This is a genomic window from Streptomyces uncialis (assembly GCF_001905345.1).
GTDB classification, from domain to species: Bacteria; Actinomycetota; Actinomycetes; order Streptomycetales; family Streptomycetaceae; genus Streptomyces; species Streptomyces uncialis.
Genome location: NZ_LFBV01000001.1, coordinates 1,649,164 through 1,669,823, shown reverse-complemented (window position 1 = coordinate 1,669,823; position 20,660 = coordinate 1,649,164). Strand labels below are relative to the sequence as shown.

Annotated in this window: 19 protein-coding genes; 7 read left to right on the top strand and 12 right to left on the bottom strand. The window is 73.1% G+C overall.

The genetic code is table 11. The features are described from left to right. Nucleotides 1–389 precede the first annotated feature (389 nt). Nucleotides 390–557, bottom strand: coding sequence for a DUF3117 domain-containing protein (locus AB852_RS07190; protein ID WP_069086806.1), 168 nt, complete (start codon nt 555–557; stop codon nt 390–392). Between the two features lie 351 nt (nt 558–908). Here AB852_RS07190 and chcB point away from each other — a divergent pair, with 351 nt between their 5' ends. After that, nucleotides 909–1,712 carry a 2-cyclohexenylcarbonyl CoA isomerase gene (chcB, locus tag AB852_RS07185; RefSeq protein WP_073784634.1) on the top strand — a complete coding sequence of 268 codons (804 nt, stop codon included), beginning with the start codon at nt 909–911 and terminating at the stop codon, nt 1,710–1,712. Nucleotides 1,713–1,739: 27 nt separating this feature from the next. On the opposite strand, the gene AB852_RS07180 is transcribed toward chcB, so the two are convergent. Then, nucleotides 1,740–2,333: a DNA-3-methyladenine glycosylase I gene (locus AB852_RS07180; protein WP_073784632.1), complete on the bottom strand. Its 594-nt coding sequence runs from the start codon at nt 2,331–2,333 to the stop codon at nt 1,740–1,742. Continuing rightward, nucleotides 2,330–2,728 (bottom strand): DivIVA domain-containing protein, encoded by a 399-nt coding sequence (locus AB852_RS07175; RefSeq protein WP_073784630.1) that lies wholly within the window; start codon nt 2,726–2,728, stop codon nt 2,330–2,332. The genes AB852_RS07180 and AB852_RS07175 overlap by 4 nt, the downstream gene beginning before the upstream one ends. 146 nt (nt 2,729–2,874) lie before the next feature. On the opposite strand from AB852_RS07175, the gene folP reads away from it, so the two are divergent. Continuing rightward, nucleotides 2,875–3,735, top strand: coding sequence for a dihydropteroate synthase (gene folP / locus AB852_RS07170; protein WP_073784628.1), 861 nt, complete (start codon nt 2,875–2,877; stop codon nt 3,733–3,735). A gap of 890 nt (nt 3,736–4,625) precedes the next feature. Here folP and AB852_RS07165 read toward each other — a convergent pair. Together AB852_RS07165 and dapE are read right to left on the bottom strand one after the other, a co-directional pair. Then, the gene (locus tag AB852_RS07165; RefSeq protein ID WP_073784626.1) at nt 4,626–5,375 is read right to left on the bottom strand and encodes an LOG family protein; all 750 of its coding nucleotides are present in this window, start codon (nt 5,373–5,375) and stop codon (nt 4,626–4,628) included. A 130-nt stretch (nt 5,376–5,505) separates the two neighbouring features. Further along, nucleotides 5,506–6,633, bottom strand: a complete 1,128-nt coding sequence (gene dapE, locus AB852_RS07160) for a succinyl-diaminopimelate desuccinylase (protein WP_073784624.1) — start codon at nt 6,631–6,633, stop codon at nt 5,506–5,508. A 138-nt stretch (nt 6,634–6,771) separates the two neighbouring features. Here dapE and AB852_RS07155 point away from each other — a divergent pair, with 138 nt between their 5' ends. Then, entirely contained in the window at nt 6,772–7,716 is a 945-nt protein-coding gene (locus tag AB852_RS07155; RefSeq protein ID WP_073784622.1) for a VldE C-terminal domain-containing protein, read from the top strand. A 302-nt stretch (nt 7,717–8,018) separates the two neighbouring features. Beyond that, complete coding sequence (locus AB852_RS07150; protein ID WP_073784620.1) at nt 8,019–8,417, top strand: ATP-binding protein; 399 nt, start codon at nt 8,019–8,021, stop codon at nt 8,415–8,417. A gap of 634 nt (nt 8,418–9,051) precedes the next feature. Here AB852_RS07150 and dapC read toward each other — a convergent pair. Continuing rightward, complete coding sequence (dapC, locus tag AB852_RS07140) at nt 9,052–10,155, bottom strand: succinyldiaminopimelate transaminase (protein ID WP_073784616.1); 1,104 nt, start codon at nt 10,153–10,155, stop codon at nt 9,052–9,054. A gap of 130 nt (nt 10,156–10,285) precedes the next feature. Further along, nucleotides 10,286–10,606, bottom strand: a complete 321-nt coding sequence (gene fdxA, locus AB852_RS07135) for a ferredoxin (RefSeq protein WP_073784614.1) — start codon at nt 10,604–10,606, stop codon at nt 10,286–10,288. A gap of 140 nt (nt 10,607–10,746) precedes the next feature. Between fdxA and AB852_RS07130 the strand changes: the two genes are divergently transcribed. Together AB852_RS07130 and AB852_RS07125 are read left to right on the top strand one after the other, a co-directional pair. Continuing rightward, nucleotides 10,747–11,754, top strand: a complete 1,008-nt coding sequence (locus AB852_RS07130; RefSeq protein ID WP_073785584.1) for a GNAT family N-acetyltransferase — start codon at nt 10,747–10,749, stop codon at nt 11,752–11,754. Nucleotides 11,755–11,896: 142 nt separating this feature from the next. Continuing rightward, entirely contained in the window at nt 11,897–12,721 is an 825-nt protein-coding gene (locus AB852_RS07125; RefSeq protein WP_073784612.1) for a transglutaminase family protein, read from the top strand. Nucleotides 12,722–13,036: 315 nt separating this feature from the next. Here AB852_RS07125 and AB852_RS38430 read toward each other — a convergent pair whose 3' ends face one another. The 4 genes from AB852_RS38430 to AB852_RS07105 all read right to left on the bottom strand — a co-directional run bounded on the left by AB852_RS38430 (nt 13,037) and on the right by AB852_RS07105 (nt 16,894). Next, entirely contained in the window at nt 13,037–14,956 is a 1,920-nt protein-coding gene (locus AB852_RS38430; protein WP_073784610.1) for a hypothetical protein, read from the bottom strand. 180 nt (nt 14,957–15,136) lie between these two features. Beyond that, on the bottom strand, nt 15,137–15,577 hold the full coding sequence (locus tag AB852_RS07115) for a DUF6113 family protein (RefSeq protein WP_245876630.1): 441 nt from the start codon (nt 15,575–15,577) through the stop codon (nt 15,137–15,139). After that, a complete protein-coding gene (mshB, locus tag AB852_RS07110; RefSeq protein WP_073784608.1) occupies nt 15,574–16,551 on the bottom strand; it encodes an N-acetyl-1-D-myo-inositol-2-amino-2-deoxy-alpha-D-glucopyranoside deacetylase in 978 nt (325 codons plus the stop codon). Before mshB ends, AB852_RS07115 begins: the two co-directional genes overlap by 4 nt. A 148-nt stretch (nt 16,552–16,699) precedes the next feature. Further along, on the bottom strand, nt 16,700–16,894 hold the full coding sequence (locus tag AB852_RS07105; RefSeq protein ID WP_073784606.1) for a hypothetical protein: 195 nt from the start codon (nt 16,892–16,894) through the stop codon (nt 16,700–16,702). Nucleotides 16,895–17,059: 165 nt separating this feature from the next. Between AB852_RS07105 and AB852_RS07100 the strand changes: the two genes are divergently transcribed. Beyond that, nucleotides 17,060–19,201, top strand: coding sequence for a S9 family peptidase (locus tag AB852_RS07100; protein ID WP_073784604.1), 2,142 nt, complete (start codon nt 17,060–17,062; stop codon nt 19,199–19,201). Between the two features lie 209 nt (nt 19,202–19,410). On the opposite strand, the gene AB852_RS07095 is transcribed toward AB852_RS07100, so the two are convergent. Then, entirely contained in the window at nt 19,411–20,649 is a 1,239-nt protein-coding gene (locus AB852_RS07095; protein WP_079184418.1) for an ABC transporter ATP-binding protein, read from the bottom strand. Between the last annotated feature and the right edge of the window lie 11 nt (nt 20,650–20,660).

Here is a 20,660-nt window from a genome sequence, read left to right as displayed (position 1 = left end):
GCTGCGCGGTGCGGTGCGGCCCGGGTTGCGCCGGGATGATCACGGCAGCCGGGTTCCGCTTCCGGGTGACGGTTCCGCTTCCGGGTGAACACGTCCCTGGTGACCGGTGCCCGTGCGGATGACGTGCTCGTACCTTCCGGACCTCCGGACGGGACCCCCGACGAGTGACCTGCCAGGACCCGCCGGGACCCGCCGGGACCCACCCACCGGAACGGTCCCCGACTCGTGCGACACGGAGAGTCACGGCCGACGCCTCCCCCGGCACCCGCGCGGCGGACGTGTCGCATCCCACACCTGCGTGACGTCGGCGGACACAGCAGTGCCCCGGCACCGCGTACGATGCCGGGGCAACTGGGAAAGCCGAACAAACGCCAGGACGGCTTCCTCTGTTAGCCGACGACCTTCTTGAGGGCGTCGCCAAGAGCGCCCGCCTCGTCCGGCGTCAGCTCTACGACGAGCCGACCGCCGCCTTCGAGCGGAACGCGCATGACGATGCCCCGCCCCTCCTTTGTCACCTCGAGCGGGCCGTCGCCCGTCCGCGGCTTCATGGCCGCCATGCTCGTTCCCCTTCCTGAAACCAGCTCATCGTCAGCCGACGACAGCCCTATCGCAGGGCACGCGTCCGGCATCGAACACATTGCTTCCCAGCCATTATCCCGCATGTCGGGACCCGATGACCAACATCGGTCGGCATCGCTTGGGCAACGTGCGCCCGCAAAACCACTCAATTCGGCGGTGTGACCGCGTTACTTCGCCTCAGTCCCGGGTACACGAGGCCCAGAATTCTTTGATGCAGGTCACATACGGATGCCCGGCGATCTCCGCCATGCTGTGCTCGGACCGTGCTGAGTGAACGTACCGCACATGACCGCGTGTGCCCGCAGCCCAAAGCCGGAGGGACCCCCGCCATGGCCGACACCGTGCTCTACGAGGTGAGCGACGGACTCGCGACGATCACCTTGAACCGCCCCGACGCGATGAACGCGCTCGACACCGTGACCAAGGTCGCGCTGCGGGACGCCACCGAGGAAGCCGCGGCCGACCCGGCGGTCCGCGCGGTGCTGCTGACCGCGGCGGGCGACCGGGCGTTCTGCGTGGGGCAGGACCTCAAGGAGCACATCGGGGTGCTCGCGGCCGCCAGGGAATCGGGCTCCGGGCAGACCATGAGCACCGTCCGTGAGCACTACAACCCGGTGCTGCGGGCACTGACCGGGATGGCGAAACCGGTGGTGGCGGGGGTCAACGGGGTCGCGGCGGGGGCGGGGTTCGGCTTCGCGCTCGCCGCGGACTTCCGGGTGGTCGCGGACACGGCGTCGTTCACCACCGCGTTCGCCGGGGTGGCGCTGACCGCCGACTCCGGGGTGTCATGGACGCTGCCCCGGGTCGTGGGTCCCGGCCGGGCCGCCGACCTGCTGTTCTTCCCCCGCTCGATCAAGGCGGCGGAGGCGTACGAGCTGGGAATCGCCAACCGGGTGGTCCCGGCGTCGGACCTGGCGGCCGAGGCCCGGCGGGTGGCCCTCGGACTGGCGCAGGGGCCCACGGTGGCGTACGCGGCGCTCAAGGAGTCGCTCGCGTACGCCCAGTCGCACTCCTTGGCCGAGACGCTCGCCAAGGAGGACGAGTTGCAGACCCGGGCCGGGGCGTCTGAGGACCACACGATCGCTGTGGCCGCGTTCGTCGACAAGGTGAAACCCGCGTTCGTGGGCCGCTGAACCGGCCGTCCCGCGGACCGGCGGGGCCTACCCGGCGCCGCGGGCGAAGCAGTCGCTCAGATGGTCGTCCACGAGGCCGCAGGCCTGCATCAGGGCGTAGGCCGTCGTGGGGCCGATGAAGCGCAGGCCGCGCTTCTTCAGCGCCTTGGACAGGGCCGTGGACGCGTCGGTGACGGCCGGGACGTCGCTGAGGGTACGCGGGGCCGGACGGGTGGCCGGGTCGGGGGCGTAGGACCAGACGAACCGGTCCAGCTCCCCCTCGGGCCACTCGGCGAGGAGCCGGGCGTTGGCGAGGGTCGCGTCGATCTTGGCCCGGTTGCGGATGATCCCGGGGTCGGCGAGCAGCCGTACGGCGTGCGCGTCCGTGAACCGTGCCACCTCGGCGATCCGGAACCCCGCGAAGGCGGTACGGAAGCCCTCCCGGCGGCGCAGGATCGTGATCCAGGACAGCCCGGACTGGAACGCCTCCAGGCACAGCCGCTCGAACAGCGCGTCGTCGCCGTGGACGGCACGGCCCCACTCGTCGTCGTGGTACGCGATGTAGTCGTCGGCGGACAGTCCCCAGGGGCAGCGCGGACGGCCGTCCGGGCCGGGCACCGCGCCGCCGTCGTCAGCCGTCATCGCTCCTCCTCCGTCACGGGCCGCTCCACGGCCTTGGTGAGTACCGGCCGGTACTCCGCGTGCCCGGTGGGGTCGGCGGGGTCCTGGCGGCGGGCGTACGCGTCCGAGAGCGCGCTCTCCAGTTCCTGGATACGGGCGTCGCGCTCGGCCAGCTCCGCGCCGAGCCGCCCGAGCGCGTCGTCGACCTCGGCCATGCGGTAGCCACGCACGGCGAGCGGGAACCGCAGCGCCTCGATGTCATCCCGCCCGACCGGACGGTCCGGGGGCAGGGGCTCGGCGTACCGCTCGGGTTCCGCCTCCGGCAGCGGACCGCTCTCGCCACCGCCCACGACGGCGAGCGTCACCGCGGCGACCACGACGACGAGCGCGATCAGCAGGAACAAGAACATGACCATCTCGGCGGTCCCCACGTCCGGTGGCCGGCCCGACCGGACCGGCGCGAAGAATGTCAGGCTCCGATCGTGCCATGCGCCTGTGACGGTTAAGGTCGCAGGCGACCCATCGGCACCACTTACGACCGTACTTCGGAGGGACACAGGGGATGCTCAGGCTGGGCAGGCGCGAGTTCGACGCGCACGAGCCGGTGATCATGGCGATCGTCAACCGCACCCCGGACTCCTTCTACGACCAGGGGGCCACGTTCCACGACGAACCGGCGCTCGGCCGGGTGGAGCAGGCGGTCGCCGAGGGGGCCGCGATCATCGACATCGGCGGCGTCAAGGCGGGCCCCGGCGCCGAGGTCACCGCCGAGGAGGAGGCCCGCCGCACGGTGGGTTTCGTGGCCGAGGTGCGGCGCCGGTTCCCCGACGTGATCATCAGCGTGGACACCTGGCGGCACGAGGTCGGCGCGGCCGTGTGCGAGGCGGGCGCGGACCTGCTGAACGACGCGTGGGGCGGGGTCGACCCCAAGCTGGCGGAGGTGGCCGCGCGGTACGGGGTGGGGCTGGTCTGCACCCACGCGGGAGGGGCGGAGCCCCGGACCCGGCCGCACCGCGTCGGGTACGACGACGTGATGGCGGACATCCTGCGGGTCACCGTGGGGCTGGCCGAGCGGGCGGTGTCCCTCGGGGTGCCGCGCGAGTCCGTGCTGATCGATCCCGGGCACGACTTCGGGAAGAACACCCGGCACTCGCTGGAGGCCACGCGGCGTCTCGGGGAGATGGTGGTCACGGGGTGGCCCGTGCTGGTGTCCCTGTCCAACAAGGACTTCGTCGGGGAGACGCTGGACCGGCCCGTCAAGGAGCGGGTGATCGGGACGCTGGCGACGACTGCGGTGTCCGCGTGGCTGGGGGCGCAGGTGTATCGCGTCCATGAGGTCGAGGAGACCCGGCAGGTGCTGGACATGGTCGCGACGATCGCGGGCCACCGGGCCCCGGCGGTCGCCCGCCGCGGCCTGGCGTGACGCCTTCGCTTGCGCTTCTGAGGTCTTCCCGGGTGGGCGTACTTGTTCCCGTGCGGGTCGCTCGTGGGGTGCGCGGTTCCCCGCGGGCCGCCTTCGCTTGCGCTTCCCAGGTCCGCCCGAGTGGGCGCACCTGTCCCCGTGCGGGTACGTCGTGGGTGCGCAGTTCCCCGCGCCCCTGGGTCTGTCCGGCTGGGCGTACTTCGTTCCTGTACAGGTCGTCCGTGGGTGCGCAGTTCCCCGCGCCCCTGAGGTGCTGCCCTCTTGCGGTCGCTCTTCGGGTGCGGGTGCGCCCTCGTCTTTTGCGCGGTTCCCCGCGCCCCTGGGTCTGTCCGGCTGGACGTACTTCGTTCCTGTACAGGTCGTCCGTGGGTGCGCAGTTCCCCGCGCCCCTGGGTGGCGCCCCCTTGCCGTCGCTCTTCGGGTGCGGGTCCGCCCTCGTCTTTTGCGCGGTTCCCCGCGCCCCTGGGTCGGTCCGGGTGGGCGCACCTGTCCCCGTGCGGGTCGCTCGTGGGTGCGCAGTTCCCCGCGCCCCTTTGGGGCTGTCCGCCATGCGGGTCCTTCGCTTGTGGACCCCCCTTCCTCCCGCAGGCGCTCGGCTGCGGGAGGGGGTGGGCGGGAATCTCTGCCCGCAGACTCCGATGCTCTTCAGTAGCTCCGCTGGACGTCGTACCGAGCGTGTCGGATCGAGGACGGAGAATCCCGACCGGCACCGACCCGAAGAACCGACAGAACGCGCCCCAAAGGGGCGCGGGGAACTGCGCACCCCACGAACGACCTGTGCGGGAACGAAGTACGCCCAGCCGGACAGACCTAGGAAGCGCAAGCGAAGGCGACCCGCAGGGAACAGGTACGCCCAGCCGGAGGGACCTCGAAAGCGCTAGCGAAGGCGGCTAGCCGGAGACCTCCTTCGTGACCATCTGGACGGCCTCCTCGACACTGTCGGTGACATGGAAGAGCAGCAGGTCCTTGTCCGCCGCCTTGCCGCTCGCGACCACCGTGTCGCGGAGCCAGTCGACGAGCCCGCCCCAGTACGCGGAGCCGAACAGCACGATCGGGAAGCGGGTGACCTTCCGGGTCTGCACCAGTGTCAGCGCCTCGAAGAGTTCGTCGAGCGTCCCGAACCCGCCGGGCAGCACCACGAACCCCTGGGCGTACTTCACGAACATCGTCTTGCGGACGAAGAAGTAGCGGAAGTTCACGCCGATGTCGACATGCTCGTTGAGCCCCTGCTCGAAGGGCAGCTCGATCCCGAGCCCGACGGAGATGCCCTGGGCCTCGCGCGCGCCCTTGTTCGCGGCCTCCATCGCGCCGGGGCCGCCCCCGGTGATGACCGCGAAGCCCGCGCCGACCAGCGCCTTGCCGATCTGCACCCCGGCCTCGTAGTCGGGCGTGCCGGGCCGGGTGCGGGCGGAGCCGAAGACGCTGATGGCGCTCGGCAGTTCCGCGAGCGCGCCGAAGCCCTCGACGAACTCGGACTGGATGCGCATGACCCGCCAGGGATCGGTGTGCACCCATTCCGAGTCACCCTCGGTGTCCAGCAGCCGCTGGTCGGTGGTGCCGGGCTGGATCTGCTCGCGCCGACGCACCACGGGCCCGAGTACCTGCTCCTCCGGCGGTCCCTGTGCTTCCGGAATGCCCATAGAACTCCCCTTCCACTGACGGTCTTGCGACTTCAGCCTAGATCCACCGGGGTGGCGAACGGGGCAATGCCGGATGTCCGGCGGGAGTCACACGCGGTTACGGGCGGGTGGACGGGCCGGACCGGGGTGGTCAGGAGGTGAGCCAGACCCGCAGCCGGTCCTCCGCCGCGAGGATCTTGCCGGTGTCCACCCGCTCGTCCCGCTTGTGCGCGAGGTGCGGGTTGCCGGGCCCGTAGTTCACCGCGGGCACGCCCAGCGCGCTGAACCGCGACACATCCGTCCAGCCGTACTTGGGCTGCGGGGTGCCGCCCACCGCCTCGATGAAGGCACGGGCCGCCGGGTGCGACAGCCCCGGCATCGCGGCGCCGCTGTGGTCGTCGATCACGAACTCGTCGATCCCGCAGTCCGCGAAGACCTCCCGCACATGGGCGAGCGCCTCGTCCTCCGTGCGGTCCGGGGCGTAGCGGAAGTTGACGGTGACGGTGCAGAGGTCCGGGATGACGTTCCCGGCGACGCCGCCCTCGATGCGTACGGCGTTCAGCCCCTCGCGGTACTCCAGCCCGTCGATGACCGGGTAGCGGGGCCGGTAGCCGGCGAGCCGGGCGAGGATCGGGGCGGCGGCGTGGATCGCGTTGGAGCCGAGCCATGAGCGCGCGGAGTGGGCGCGTTCGCCGCGGGTGCGCAGCAGGACCCGCAGGGTGCCCTGGCAGCCGCCCTCGACCTGCTGGTCGGAGGGTTCGAGGAGGACCGCGAAATCGGCCTCCAGCCAGCTCGGGTGGGCCGCGGCGAGGTGCTTGAGCCCGTTGCGCTCGGCGGCGACCTCCTCGTTGTCGTAGAACACGAAGGTGAGGTCGCGGTTGGGCTCGGTGACGGTGCGGGCGATCCGCAGCTGCACGGCGACACCGGACTTCATGTCGCAGGTGCCGCAGCCCCACAGGACGCCGTCCTCGTCGAGGCGGGAGGGGACGTTGTCCGCGATGGGCACGGTGTCGATGTGCCCGGCGAGCACGACGCGCTGTGCGCGGCCGAGTTCCGTGCGCGCGACGACGTTGTTGCCGTAGCGGTGGACCGTCAGGTGCGGGAGCGCGCGCAGGGCCGTCTCGATCGCGTCCGCGAGGGGCTTCTCCGTACCGCTCTCGGACGGGATGTCCACGAGCCGGGCGGTGAGCTGGGCGGCGTCCTGGTCGAGGTCGAGGTCCAGGACGGGCGCGGGGCGCTCCGGGGACGACGGGGTTGCGGCGGGTGCGGTGCGGTCCATGGCTCCGACCCTAATACCCCGAACCGGAGGACGAACAAGGGCGATCCGGGCATTCCCCTTCGTCCGGGCGGGCGTCGGCCAGGGAAACCGCCTTCCGCCGCACCCCGTTTCGCCGGGTGGCTCCAGTAACGTGGACGTGTGTCCGAACCCACCCGCCCCGTACGGCGCGGCCGCCTCCTGAGACTCGGGGCGGCCGTGGTCGTCCTGCTCGCGGTCGCGGGCTATGTGGTGACGCACTACCTGACCGGTGGGCGGGGCGCCGCGCGCTGTGTGGTCGTGTCCGGGATGGGTGACGGGGCGTCCTACGAGTTCTCGTCCGACCAGGCGGTCAACGCGGCGACGATCGCGGCCGTCGGCACCGCGCGCGGGATGCCCGAGCGGGCGGTGACGATCGCGCTGGCGACCGCGCTCCAGGAGTCCGGGCTGCGCAACATCACGCACGGCGACCGGGACTCGGTCGGACTGTTCCAGCAGCGGCCCTCGCAGGGCTGGGGCACCGCGGAGCAGATCCAGGACCCGGTGTACTCGGCGGCCGAGTTCTACCGGCATCTGGACGAGGTGGCGGGCTACTCGCGGCTGCCGCTGACGGTCGCGGCCCAGCGGGTGCAGCGCAGTGGTTTCCCGCAGGCGTACGCGAAGCACGAGCCGGACGCCACCCTGCTGTCGGCCGCGCTGACCGGCCGCTCCGAGGCGTCGCTGACCTGCGAGGACGGCGACGCGGTCCGCGCCGCCTCACCGTCGGCGGTACGCACCGCGCTGGTACGGGACTTCGGGCGCGGGGTGCTCCAGCCCGCGGGCGCCACGGTGGCGGGCGAGGACACTCCCCCGGCGTCCGCGGCTCCCTCGCCGCGCATGGAGGGCCGGGCGCTGCTGGTGCCCGTACCCCGCGGCCAGGAGGACGGGCGCGGGAGCCGTCAGCGGGGCTGGGAGCTGGCGCACTGGGCGGTGGCGAACGCGGCGGCGCTCGGGATCGACAAGGTCTCCTACGCGGGCCGGGAGTGGACGGGCGACCGCTGGCGCGACACCGGTGCGGGCGCGGCGGGGCGCGGGCCGGATCAGGTCCGAATCGTCACTGGACAGTAGCCCCGCGGCTCACCCACCAGGGGGACACGGTCCGGGGCGTCCCGCGGGCCCGCCGCGGACCGTCGGGCGCACCCTCCCGAAAGGGCCTCGGCCCTTGGGGGGCCAAGGGTCGGACGGGTCCGGCGCAGTCGCCCCCCGAGGGGGTTTGCCCGCCTTTGCGCACGGCAGATAATGCGATGCATTACCAAGTCTTTGCTTTGCGATGCCGCAACCTTCGGCGGCTTCGAGCGGTAGTCACGGCGTCCGAGGCGTCCACCGGGCTTCGCGGACAAACCGTTCGTCCCCTGTTCTGAAGGAGCATCATGTCCCTCCCCCTGACCCGCCGGATCGCTCAGGCCGCGCTGCTGCTCGCGGCGACAGCGGCACCCGTGGTCGGTGCGGCCGGCTCCGCCAGCGCCGTCGACCTGCCCACCGCCGCCCCCCTGGGCGGGCTCTCCGCGCTCGACGGGGCCAACGTCGGCAACACTGTCGACGGCGCCGCGACCAATGCCGGCAAGACCGCCGGGGACGCCGGGAGCAAGGCCGTCAAGAAGGCCGTGCCGCAGGCCGGGAAGACCGTCGGCAAGGGCGCGAAGAAGGCCGCGCCGGCCGCGCAGAAGACCGCGGGGAGCCTTGGCGGCGGCGCGGGTGAGGTGCTCGGTGGGGTGACCGGGTCCGCCGCCAAGGGTGGGCTGCCGGGTGGTGGGCTTCCCCTCGGCTGATGCTGCCGCGGCGGGGTCCGGGGAGCCGTGCGGCTGCCTGGGCCCCGCCTTTGCGTGTCGCCTTCGCTTGCGCTTCTGGGGTTCCACACCTGGGCGTACCCCGGCCGTGCGGGCCGTTCGTGGGGGCGCGGTTCCTCGCAGGTCGCCTTCGCTTGCGCTTCTGGGGTTCCACACCTGGGCGTACCCCGGCCGTGCGGGCCGTTCGTGGGGGCGCGGTTCCTCGCAGGTCGCCTTCGCTTGCGCTTCTGGGGTTCCACACCTGTGCGTACTCCGACCGTGCGGGCCATTCGTGGGTGCGCAGTTCCTCGCGCCCCTGGGTCTTCCCTGGTGGGCGTACCTGTTCCTGTGCGGGTCGTTCGTGGGGCGCAGTTCCCCGCGCCCCTGGGGTTCCACACCTGGGCGTACCTGTTCTCGTACGGGTCGGACGTGGGTGCGCAGTTCCTCGCGCCCCTTAGGTCAACTCACCTGGGCGTCGCCACGATCGTGCGGGTCGTTCGTGGGGCGCAGTTCCCCGCGCCCCTGGGGTTCCACGTCTGGGCGTACCTGTTCTCGTACGGGTCGGACGTGGGTGCGCGGTTCCTCGCGCCCCTTTGGGGCCCTCGGGGGCGTGCCCCCTCCGTGCGGGGAGTGGGGGTCAGGTGAGGCGGGTGGCTGCTGCGGCTACCCGGTTGTCGGTGGCTGTGAGGGCGATGCGGATGTGGCGGGCGCCCGCCTCACCGTAGAAGTCGCCGGGGGCCGCGAGGATGCCCAGGGTGGCCAGGTGGGCCACGGTGTCCCAGCAGGGCTCGTCGCGGGTGGCCCACAGATAGAGGCTGGCCTCGCTGTGGTCGATACGGAAGCCCGCGGCTTCCAGCGCCGTGCGCAGGGTGGCGCGGCGGGCCAGATAGCGGGCGCGCTGCTCCTCGACATGGGTGTCGTCGGAGAGGGCCGCGACGACGGCGGCCTGGGTGGGCGCCGAGGTCATCATGCCGCCGTGCTTGCGCAGCTGGAGCAGCGGGCCGAGGACGGCCTCGTCGCCCGCGACGAACGCGGCCCGGTACCCCGCGAGGTTGGACCGCTTGGACAGCGAGTGGACGGCCACCAGACCCTGGTGGGAGTCGCCGCACACGTCCGGGTGGAGCACCGACACCGGGTCGGCCTCCCAGCCCAGCTCCAGGTAGCACTCGTCGGAGACGACCAGCACGCCGTGCGCACGCGCCCAGGCGACGGTTTCGGCGAGTTCCGCGCGGGACAGCACCCGGCCCGTCGGGTTCGACGGGGAGTTCAGCCACAGCAGCCGCAGACCGGTGGGATCGAGGTCGAGGGGGTTGTCGTACGTGACGTACTCGGCGCGGGCCAGGCGCGCGCCGACCTCGTACGTGGGGTACGCCAGGCGCGGGTAGGCGACCTTGTCCCCGGGGCCGAGGCCCAGTTGGGTGGGCAGCCAGGCGACGAACTCCTTGGAGCCGACGACCGGCAGGACGCCCTTGTGGGTGAGCCCCTTCGCGCCGAGCCGCCGCGCGCACCAGCCGGTGAGCGCGTCCCGCAGCTGCGGGGTGCCCCAGACGGTGGGATAGCCCGGTGAGTCGGCCGCCGCGACCAGCGCCTTCTGGATCAGGTCCGGGACGGGGTCCACGGGGGTGCCGACGGAGAGGTCGACGATGCCGTCCGGGTGGGCGGCGGCCGTCGCCTTGTACGGCTCCAGCCTGTCCCACGGGAAGACGGGCAGACGGTCGACGGGCGCTTCGGTCGCGGACACGGGATCAGATCGCTTTCTGCCGGGCGCGGGGCGGGGCTGTGCGGGGGACTCGGCCGGGGGCACGGACACCACGGTCCCGTACGACGGCGGGCCGTACGGGACCGTGGTGGTGCGTGGGTGGGTGGACCGCCTACTGGTTCTGCGGCGGCAGTGCGGCGATGAAGGGGTGGTCGCGCTCGATCAGCCCGAGCTTGCTGGCACCACCGGGGGAGCCGAGCTCGTCGAAGTACTCGACGTTCGCCTTGTAGTAGTCCTTCCACTCCTCCGGGGTGTCGTCCTCGTAGAAGATCGCCTCGACCGGGCAGACCGGCTCACAGGCACCGCAGTCGACGCATTCGTCCGGGTGGATGTACAAGGACCGCGAGCCCTCGTAGATGCAGTCGACCGGGCACTCCTCGATGCACGCCTTGTCCTTGACGTCGACACAAGGCTGCGCGATGACGTAGGTCACGCTGTCGTTCCTCCTCGATAGGGCGCTGGCGGGCCTCCATAGGCTCCGCCGCCTGGCGCGCGGGAGCGCGGCGTCGTCGATGCCCACACCTAGTATCTCCGTTCTGGGGCATGATCCGAACAGGAGGGGTGGACAGAACCGTGGAATTCGGCACGCCAGGGCGGCTTGAGGTCCGTATCACACCTGCTGACGTGGGCAAACGCGTCTCGATTCGCAGACTCCACCACTCGGCGGAAGATGCGGCGAAGTTCACCGACACGGTCGGGGTTCTCACATCCTGGGACGCCGGTGTCCTCATGGTGACCAGGCGCACCGGGGAGGCCGTCCGGATCGCCGAATCGTCCCTGGTGGCGGGGAAGGTCGTCCCGGACGTCCCGGCGCGGCGGCGGGGTCCGGCGGCCTCGTACGAGGAGCTGGCGCGGGTCGCGGCGCGGTCCTGGCAGCCGGTCGAGAGCGGACGCCTCGGGGACTGGGAGCTGCGGGCCGCCGGGGGATTCACCCGGCGCGCCAACTCGGTGCTCCCGCTCGGTGATCCGGGAGTACCGCTGGACGAGGCCCTGACGCGGGTACGGGAGTGGTACGCGGCACGGGAGTTGCCCGCGTACGTCCAGACCGCCACCGGGTCCCCCGGGGCCCAGGACGCGCTCCACTCGGAGTTGACGTCCCGTGGCTGGCTCGTGGAGGTGTCGGCGGAGCTGCGGACCGGCGCGCTGGCGCCGCTCGCGGACACGGGCGCCGAGCCCGGAGCCGTACGGCTGGAGCGGGGTTTCGACGACGGCTGGCTGCGCCGGTACCAGCGTTCCCCGGAGTCCGGGGAGACGGTGCGCCGGGTGCTCGCGGCGGGTCCGTCGGTGTGGTTCGCGTCGGTCGGCGGCGGGGCGGGCGAGGTACCCGCGGCGATCGGGCGCTGTGTCGTGGACGGCCGCTGGGCCGGGTTCATGGCCGTCGAGGTCGACCCCGGGCAGCGGCGGCGGGGGCTGGGCACGGCCGTGATGGCCGCGCTCGCCGGTCGGGCGCTCGCGGAGGGCGCGTCGGCGGCCTGGCTCCAGGTCGAGGCGGACAACACGGCGGCGCGCGCGATGTACGACCGTGCGGGGTTCCGTACCCATCACACGTATCACCACCACCGGGCGCCCGAAGGGCCCTGAGCGGCGTTCGGCGGGCCCGGGGGCCGCGGTGGGCTTCCACCGGGAGCCCCAGGCCCCCAGGGGACGGCCACGGGCCGCCGGGAGGTCCGTGCGGGGGCGGGGGACAGGCGGGGGCAGGACGAGAGAGGGACGGACGACGGACGTGCGGGAGAGCGAGTGGCGGCGGAGGTTCGCCGAGGAGGCCAGGGCCGAACGCCCGGATCTGGCGACGATGTGCCTGCTCATCGGGGCCGAGGCCGATCCGGCGCGGACCGCGGCCGATCTGGACGCGGCGCACGCGGAACTCGACCGGCTGGCGGGCGAGCTCCCCTACCGGCCCGGCGGCGCGCGGGAGTGGGCCGTGGCCGTCGGGGAACTCCTCGGCGGGCGGTACGGGTACCGGGGCGCCCCGGAGGACTACCGGCGGCTCACGTCGTCACTGCTGCCGGAGGTGCTGGAGCGGCGGCGCGGGCTGCCGATCCTGCTGTCCGTGGTGTGGCTGGAGGTCGCCCGCCGGGCCGGGGCGCCGGTGTACGGGGTGGCGCTGCCGGGGCACTTCGTGGTCGGGTTCGGGCCGCCCGGGGAGCAGGTGCTCGCTGATCCGTTCGACGGCGGGCGGCTGCTGACCGGGGATGACGCCGAGGCGCTGGTCAGGGGTGCGACGGGGGCTCCGCTCGATCCCTCGGCGCTGCGGCCCGCCGATCCGCTGGAGATCGTCACCCGCGTCCTCGACAACATCCGCGTGTGGGCGCGGGAAAGGCCCGAGCGGTCGGACGTGTCGCTGTGGGCGGTCGAGCTGGCGCTGACGCTGCCCTCGCATCCGGCGCGGCTGCGCTACGAGCGGGCCCAGCTGCTGGTGCGGCGGGGCGATTTCCCCGGCGGCGCGGCGGAGCTGGAGGCGTACGCGGAGGTGGTCGCGGCGGTCGACCCGGACGCGGCCCGGGAGCTGCTGGCGCAGGCCCTCGCCGCGCGGGCGCTGCTGAACTGAGCGGGGAGCCCGAGGGCGGGCGGGAACCCGACGGTGGCCGGGGCGGGTGGCTCGTCCGGCGGGCCCTGGCGCCTCGTCCGGCGGGTGTCCGTCCGGCCCGCGCGGGCTCGTCCATCGGTGACCGGCCCGCGCGGCTGGTCCGGCAGGTGACCAGCCCGCGCGCGGCTGGTCCGCAGGCGGCCAGGCCACGCACCACCCACGCACCACCCACCGCCCGTCCCCGCCCGTCCGGGCCGTTCGCGGCTGGAACCGGGTCCGCCCCCGGCGGAGGGCCGGGGGCGGACGCGGATGTGCGGGATGTGCGGGGTGTCCGGGTCAGGACGGGTTCAGGGGGATGTCGACGGTGCGTTCCGTCCCCGTGGCGCGGAGGGCCTGCTTGAGGGCGACGGCCACGTCCTGGGGGGTGACGGGGGTCTTGTCGCCCGTGCCCCGGGTGATCAGGACTCCGTCGAAGGTGCTGCCGTACAGCTCCTCAAGGGCCTTCAGGTCGTAGGTGTCGACGAGCTTGCCGTCCACCGCCTTCACGCCGATGATCTTCGGCAGCGAGAGGTCGGGGCCGAAGGGGATGCCCTGGCCGCCCGCCGTGATCTTCACCAGACCGGACATCGCGGGCCGGGCGAAGTCCTTCATCATCCGGTCGACCTCGGCCTTGCTGATCGTGGGCTCCCGGTCGGTGACCGCGAGCCGCACCGGGGTGGACCGGCCCGTGCGGACCTGGGTGCGGTACGCCTCCTCGACGGCCGGGAGGGAGCTCTTCACGTCGATGCCCTTGCCCGGCTTGCCGTAGACCGCGACGGCCTTGCCCGGCTCGAAGCGGATCGTGCCGTCACCCGCCCCGGTGCCCGCCCCGGCGGCGCGTTCCAGCTGGACCTGGAGCTTCTCCGTGTCGACGGGCATCTCCGGGGACACCACCCGCTCCTCCCCGAACAGCGAGGTCACGACGGAGACCGGGTGGTAGTCGCTGCCCGCGGCGGAGGCCACCGTGGCGGCGGTGTCGAGGGTGAGGCCCGACTGGTCGGGGCGCAGCGGGACGTTCTCGCCGTCGACGGAGAGCTGGAGCGGCTTGGCGATCCGCTCGCCGAGCGCCGCTTCGAGCTTCTTGACGGCCTCGTCACGGGTGCCGCCGCCGATGTCGACCCCGAGGACGGTGGTGCCCTTGGGGACGTCTGAGTGGTTGAGGAGCAGCCCGGCGCCGTAGGTCCCCCCGGCCGCGACGACGAGCAGGACGCAGAGCATGACGAGCTTGCTGCGGCCCTTCTTCTTCGGGCGGGGCGCGGCAGGCTTGGCGCCGCCGCCCGCCGGGGGCTCCGGTGTCCGCGGCTGGGTCCGCGGGCCGGTGCCGTCCGCTGCCGGGCCGGCCGGGAACGCGTCGTCCCGCGCGGCGGGCACCACGGGGATCCCGCTGGTGAGGGTGTGTCCGGAGACGTTCTCACCGGGTCCGCCGGGGGCGCCGTCGAGGGGGCCGCCGGGGGCGCCCGGCTGGAGCGGGGCGAGCTGCTGCGGGGTGAGGATCGCGGTGTCGTCGCTCATCCTGGGCGCGGCGGCGCCGGGGGTCCGGGGGAGTTCGCCGGTGGCCTCGGGTCCCGCTTCGGGCGGGCCGGGGGTGAAGTACGGCAGGTCACCGCCCTGCGACTGCGGGCCGCCGACGGGCAGCCCGCCGAGGTTGCCGCCGCCGGTGGCGGGGCCCCGGGCCCCGGGCCGCGCGGCTGCGGGCGGCGGGGTGCGCTGGGCGGGGGCCGCCGGGAGCGCGGCGGGTGAACCGCCGTGCTCGCCGGTGCCGTTCTGCTCGGGGGTGCCCGGACCGCCGCGTGGCGCGCCGGACTTGCGGGGCGCGAACCACTCGCTCGTCTTGTCCGGGCGTCCGGGCTCGCCGGGTGCGCCCGGTCCGGGCGGTGCGGCGGGGCCCGGGGTCCCGGGGGCCGGGGCGCCGGGCAGCCGGGTGGCTCCGGTGTCCGGTTCGGCGGCGGGTCCGGCGTTGATGTCGGACACGGGGGTCCGCATCACGACCGGCGGAATCGGCCGGGAACCGGGGATGTTGATCCGGACCCGGGTGGTCAGGGTCGTCTCGGTCTTGCGGTCCTCTGCGGGAGCGTCGACACTCTGGCGCTCGTTGTCCGCTCCGACCGCTGCGGCACCACCCTCGGTGGGTGTGCCGTACGGCGGCGTACCCGAGGGGTACGCGGCTCCGCCGCGCCCCTGGGGCCCGGAGGACGAACTGTCAGTTTCACGACTCAAGGCAGGATCTCCCGGTTGGCTCCACCGCCCGACTCGACCTCGCTCTGGGGTTTCCCCGGCCGGAGGTTGGGGAAGCTCGGCGGCGCGCACCACCATACTGGCCGCGGGCGGCCCGCGAACTGCGGCACTGGGTGAAACCCGTACCGTTCCCGGGCCGTCGTGCTACGGCGAAGTGGTACGTCACTTCCCAAGTCGGGAGGGAACGCCACCCGGTTGCACCCTCGCGCCGAGGGTGGCGGACATCACAGCGACCGCGATCCCGCCGAGAAGATACACGTACGAGCCGACCCCGGTGGCGAAGAGGAAGTCGCCTTCCGGGCGGCTGGAGGTCAGCAGGACGACCATGACGAGCCAGCCGGCGGCGGGGGCGACCGCTCCGCCGCGGGTGCGGGTGAGGAACGAGCCGCCGAGGAACAGTCCGGCCGTGCCGGCGAGCGCGAGCAGCAACCCGCCCGGGAACAGCCCGCCTTGGACGAGTGAGCCCGCCACGCCGATCACCAGGCCCAGGGCGAAGAGCACCGCGTAGGCGGCGATCCGGGCCGGGGGCGGCGGGCCCTGGAGCAGGAAGCCGCCCGGGGCGGGACCGCCGCCGGCCGCGGCGCCCGGCCGGTCGCCGCTCATCGGACCTGGCTCCGGCCGCCGGGCGTGCCGGACGTGCCCGCGGGCCGCCCGTCCGTGTGGCCGTTGCGGGCGGCGGGCGGGGCGGGGGACGCGCCGGTGATCCCGGCGAACAGATCCGTCTCGGGGGCGCCCGCGGCGGTGCCGCGCGCCAACTCGTAGTACTCGGTGGCGAACAGCGGCTGCGCCAGCTGGTTGGAGAGCGCGAACCAGGGGCCCTCGACCACGACCTGGGTGACATGGGCGCGCATCGCGTCGGCCTTGCGGGTCGCGTAGGCGCTGCCGTCGATGACGGTGGTGACCGTCTCGTCGGCGGCGACCCCCGGGACGTCCCCGACCTCGGCGGCCCGGGGGAACGGCAGACCGGGCAGGGCCGCGTCGAGCCGGGCGAAGCCGTCCTCGGCGACCGACCTCGGGACGCGGTTCCAGTAGATCTTCTCGATGGTGTGCGGTTCACCGAGGTCACGGCGGTACGCGCGTTCACCCGCGAGGTCGGCGGCACGGACGGCGACCCGGTGCGCCTTGACGTGGTCGGGGTGGCCGTAGCCGCCGTCGGGGTCGTAGGTGACCAGGACCTGCGGGCGGACCTCGCGGATGATCTCGACCAGATGGGCGGCGGCCTCGTCCAGGTCGGCGCTCCAGAAGGAGCCCTCGCGGCGGTTCTGGGGCAGGCCGGTCATACCGGAGTCGCGATAGCGGCCGGCGCCCCCGAGATAACGATGATCATGGACGCCGAGGGCCTGCATGGCGGCCGCCAGCTCGCCGGCCCGGTGGGCGCCCAGGACGTCCTCCCGGTCGGCGGTCAGCCGCCCCAGACCGGGCGGGATGACCTCGCCCTCCTCGCCCAGGGTGCAGGTGACCAGGGTCACGCGGGCGCCTTCGGCCGCGTACTTGGCCATGGTGGCCCCGTTGGTGATCGACTCGTCGTCGGGGTGCGCGTGCACGAGGAGCAGGCGCCGCGCGGGCAGTTCCATCATGTGGACAGCCTACGATTCCGAGGCGGATCTTCGCCGGAGAACGTCCCGGTACCCCGGACGCGGGCGGCCGGGGGGGGGTACGCGCTGTTCCTCGCGCCCCGGTCAGGGGCGGGCCCCACGCGCCTGGGCGGGCGCGGCGGGGCGGCGGTCAGAAGTCGATGTCGCCGATCATGCCCGCCACGTTCGAGGTGACCTCGGTGATCGTGGGCGCGATCGAGGAGCTCGCCAGATAGAAGCCGAGCAGCATGCAGATGACGGCGTGACCGCCCTTCAGTCCCGATTTCTTGATCAGGATGAAGACGATGATCGCCAGCAGCACCACCGCCGAAATCGAGAGTGCCACGGCGGTTCACCTCCCAAAAGACCGTCACGGTTCGAAACTTCGGACGCCAGCAGGTTGTTGATACCCACCTTGCGTCACGGATCATAACTTTCCGCGTGATCGTATGGATCGCACAAGGTCGGCTCACAGCAGCACAGGGGGGCGCATGCGCCCTACGCTCGGACAATGACTTCCGAGCCCCTGTCGTTCCCGCGTCAGTATGCCCGTACTCAGCGCTTCACTCTGGGTGCTCCCCGCACGTTCAGGGTGTCCCCTGATGGGGAACGCGTCATTTTTCTCCGGTCGCGTTCCGGTACCGATCGGGCGAATCTCCTCTGGGTGCTGGACCTGGCGACGGGCGCCGAACGCGTCGTCGCGGACCCGTCGCAGCTGCTCGCGGGCGGTACGGAGCGGCTGTCCCCCGCCGAACGGGCCCGTCGTGAGCGGCTGCGGGAGGGCGGCGCGGGCATCGTCGGGTACGCGACGGACGACGCCGCGGAGTTGGCGGCTTTCACACTCTCCGGACGGCTGTTCGTGGCGGAGCCGCGTACCGGCGCGGTACGTGAACTCGCCGTTCCGGGACCGGTGATCGATCCCCGGCCGTCCCCGGACGGGCGTCATGTCGCCTATGTGAGCGACGGCGCCCTGCGGGTGGTGCGGGTCGCGGCGGACGACGGCACCGGCGAGGGGCCCGACGACAGGGCGCTGGCCGCACCCGAGGCAGCGACCGTGACCTACGGGCTCGCCGAGTTCATCGCCGCCGAGGAGATGGAGCGCTCCCGCGGCTTCTGGTGGGCGCCCGGCTCCGACCGGCTGCTGGTGGCCCGCGCCGACGACGCCCCGGTGCGCCGGTGGTGGATCACCGACCCGGCGCACCCCGACCGCGCGCCGGAGCAGATCGCCTATCCCCTGGCGGGCTCCCCGAACGCCGAGGTGCGGCTGTTCGCGCTGGGGCTCGACGGCTCCCGCACCGAGGTGGTCCACGACCGCGAGCGCTATCCGTACCTGGCGCGGGTGCACTGGTCGGCGGCCGGGCCCCCGCTGCTGCTCGTCCAGGCGAGGGACCAGCGGTCGCAGGTGTACCTCGCGGTGGACCCGGACAGCGGTTCGACCCGGATGGTGCACGCGGAGGACGCGGAGCCCTGGCTGGATCTTTTCCCCGGAGTCCCGTGCTGGACACCGGACGGACGGCTGGTGCGGATCACCGACGAGGGCGGCGCCCGGGTCCTGGCGGTGGGCGACCGGCCGCTGACCGGAGCGCAGTTGCACGTACGCGCCGTGCTCGACGTGTCCGCCGACGACGTCCTGGTGTCGGCCTCCGCGGGCGCCGAGGCGGCCGACCCGGAGACCGGCGAGGTCCATGTGTACCGGGTCGGCGAGCTGGGCGTGGAGCGCCTCTCGCAGGAGCCGGGGGTGCACGGGGCGACCCGCACCGGCGAGGTGACCGTACTGATCTCGGCGGTGCCGCACACCCCCGGCGCACGGACACGGGTGTGGCGGGACGACAAGCCCGTGGCGGAGGTGACGTCGTACGCCGAACGGCCGGATCTCACCCCGCGCGTGACGCTCACGGAGGGGGGCACACGCCGGATTCCGTGCGCCGTCCTGCTCCCCTCCGGCCACCCCGTGGACGGTGAACCGCTGCCCGTCCTGCTCGACCCGTACGGCGGCCCGCACGCCGCCCGGGTGCACGCGGCGCACAACGCCTATCTGACCTCCCAGTGGTACGCGGACCAGGGCTTCGCCGTCGTCATCGCCGACGGACGCGGCACCCCGCACCGCTCCCCCGGCTGGGAGAAGGCGATCCACCAGGACCTGACGGTCACCCTGGACGACCAGATCGACGCCTTGCAGGGGCTCGCCGGACGTTTCCCGCTGGACCTGTCCCGGGTGGCGATCCGGGGCTGGTCGTACGGCGGCTATCTCGCGGCGCTCGCCGTGCTGCGGCGGCCGGATGTGTTCCACGCGGCGGTCGCCGGCGCCCCCGTCACGGACTGGCGGCTGTACGACACCCACTACACCGAGCGGTATCTCGGGGACCCCGCCGAGCACCCGGCCGTGTACGCGGCGAACTCCCTGGTCACCGACGACGGCCTGGCCGCGCCCGCCGCGCAGCACCGGCCGCTGATGATCGTGCACGGACTGGCCGACGACAACGTCGTCTTCGGGCACAGTCTGCGGCTGTCGTCGGCGCTGCTCGCCGCGGGCCGGCCCCACGAGGTGCTGCCGCTGTCCGGGGTCACCCATATGGCCGCACAGGAAGAGGTGGCCGAAAACCTGCTGCTGCTCCAGGTGGACTTCCTGCGCCGGTCGCTCGGTCTGGACTAGCCGGACCGTCCGGCGGTACGGGCCGTGAACGGATCACCGGCCGGGGCGACATGGCGCGCCCCGGCCGGTCCACGGCACCCGCACGGCCGTGCGTGCGTCAGCCTGACGGGTCCGTATATCGACGCCGTGGCGAGCGGATTGCCGGGGCGTTAACGGGGTTCTCGTACGGGTGACGCGGCGGACGGCGGACGACGGGCGGTCGGCACGGGTCAGACATGGGGCGGCCGGGGGCCGTCGGGGGGTGTGCGGTCAGGAGGTGCGCCGTCCGGGGGGCTGTCGGGGGGCGCGCCGTCCGGGGGGCCGTCCGGAGGGGTGTCCGGAGGGGTGTCCGGCGGAGGGCCGTCCGGGGGGCCGGATGCCGGGTCGGATGCCGGGTCGCTGTCCGGGTCCGGGGGGACCACCCGCTTCTCCTCCGCGAAGTGGCAGGCCGACGCGTGCGCCGCCAGTCCCCCGGCGTAGCGGAACTCGGCGGGGACCGCGAGCAGCGGCACCTCCAGCGCACAGCGCTCCTGGGCCTTCCAGCAGCGGGTGCGGAAGCGGCAGCCGGACGGCGGGTTCGCCGGTGAGGGCACGTCCCCGGTGAGGATGACGCGCTCGCGGTGCTCGCGCGCCTCGGGGTCGGGGACCGGCACCGCGGACAGCAGCGCCTGGGTGTACGGGTGCGTGGGGTGGTCGTAGATCTCCAGATCGGTGCCGAGTTCCACGATGCGGCCCAGGTACATCACCCCGACCCGGTCGGAGATGTGCCGGACGATCGACAGATCGTGCGCGATGAAGAGGTACGAGAGGTCGAACTCGTCCTGGAGCCGCGCCATCAGATTGATGACCTGCGCCTGCACGGACACGTCGAGCGCGGAGACCGGTTCGTCGGCGACGATGATCTCCGGTCGCAGCGCGAGGCCGCGGGCGATACCGATGCGCTGGCGCTGACCGCCGGAGAACTGGTGCGGGTACCGGTTGATGTACTCCGGGTTGAGCCCCACCACATCGAGCAGTTCCCGTACCTTGCGGCGCCGGTCGCCCTTCGGGGCCACCTCGGGGTGGATGTCGTACGGCTCACCGATGATGTCCCCGACGGTCATCCGGGGGTTCAGCGAGGTGTACGGGTCCTGGAACACCATCTGGATGTTGCGGCGCACCGCCTTCAGCGCGCGCCCCGACAAGCGGGTGATGTCCTCGCCCTTGTACTTGATCACTCCGGCCGTGGGGCGTTCCAGATGGACGAGCATCTTCGCGACGGTCGACTTGCCGCAGCCGGACTCCCCCACGATCCCCAGTGTCTCGCCCTGGTGCAGATCGAAGTCGACACCGTCGACGGCCTTGACCGCGCCGACCTGCTTCTTGAAGAGGATGCCCTGGGTCAGCGGATAGTGCTTGACCAGCCCGCGGACCTCCAGGATCGGCTCGCCGGGGGCGACGGGCGCGTCCAGCCGTTCGTCGACGGGCAGACCGGGCGGGG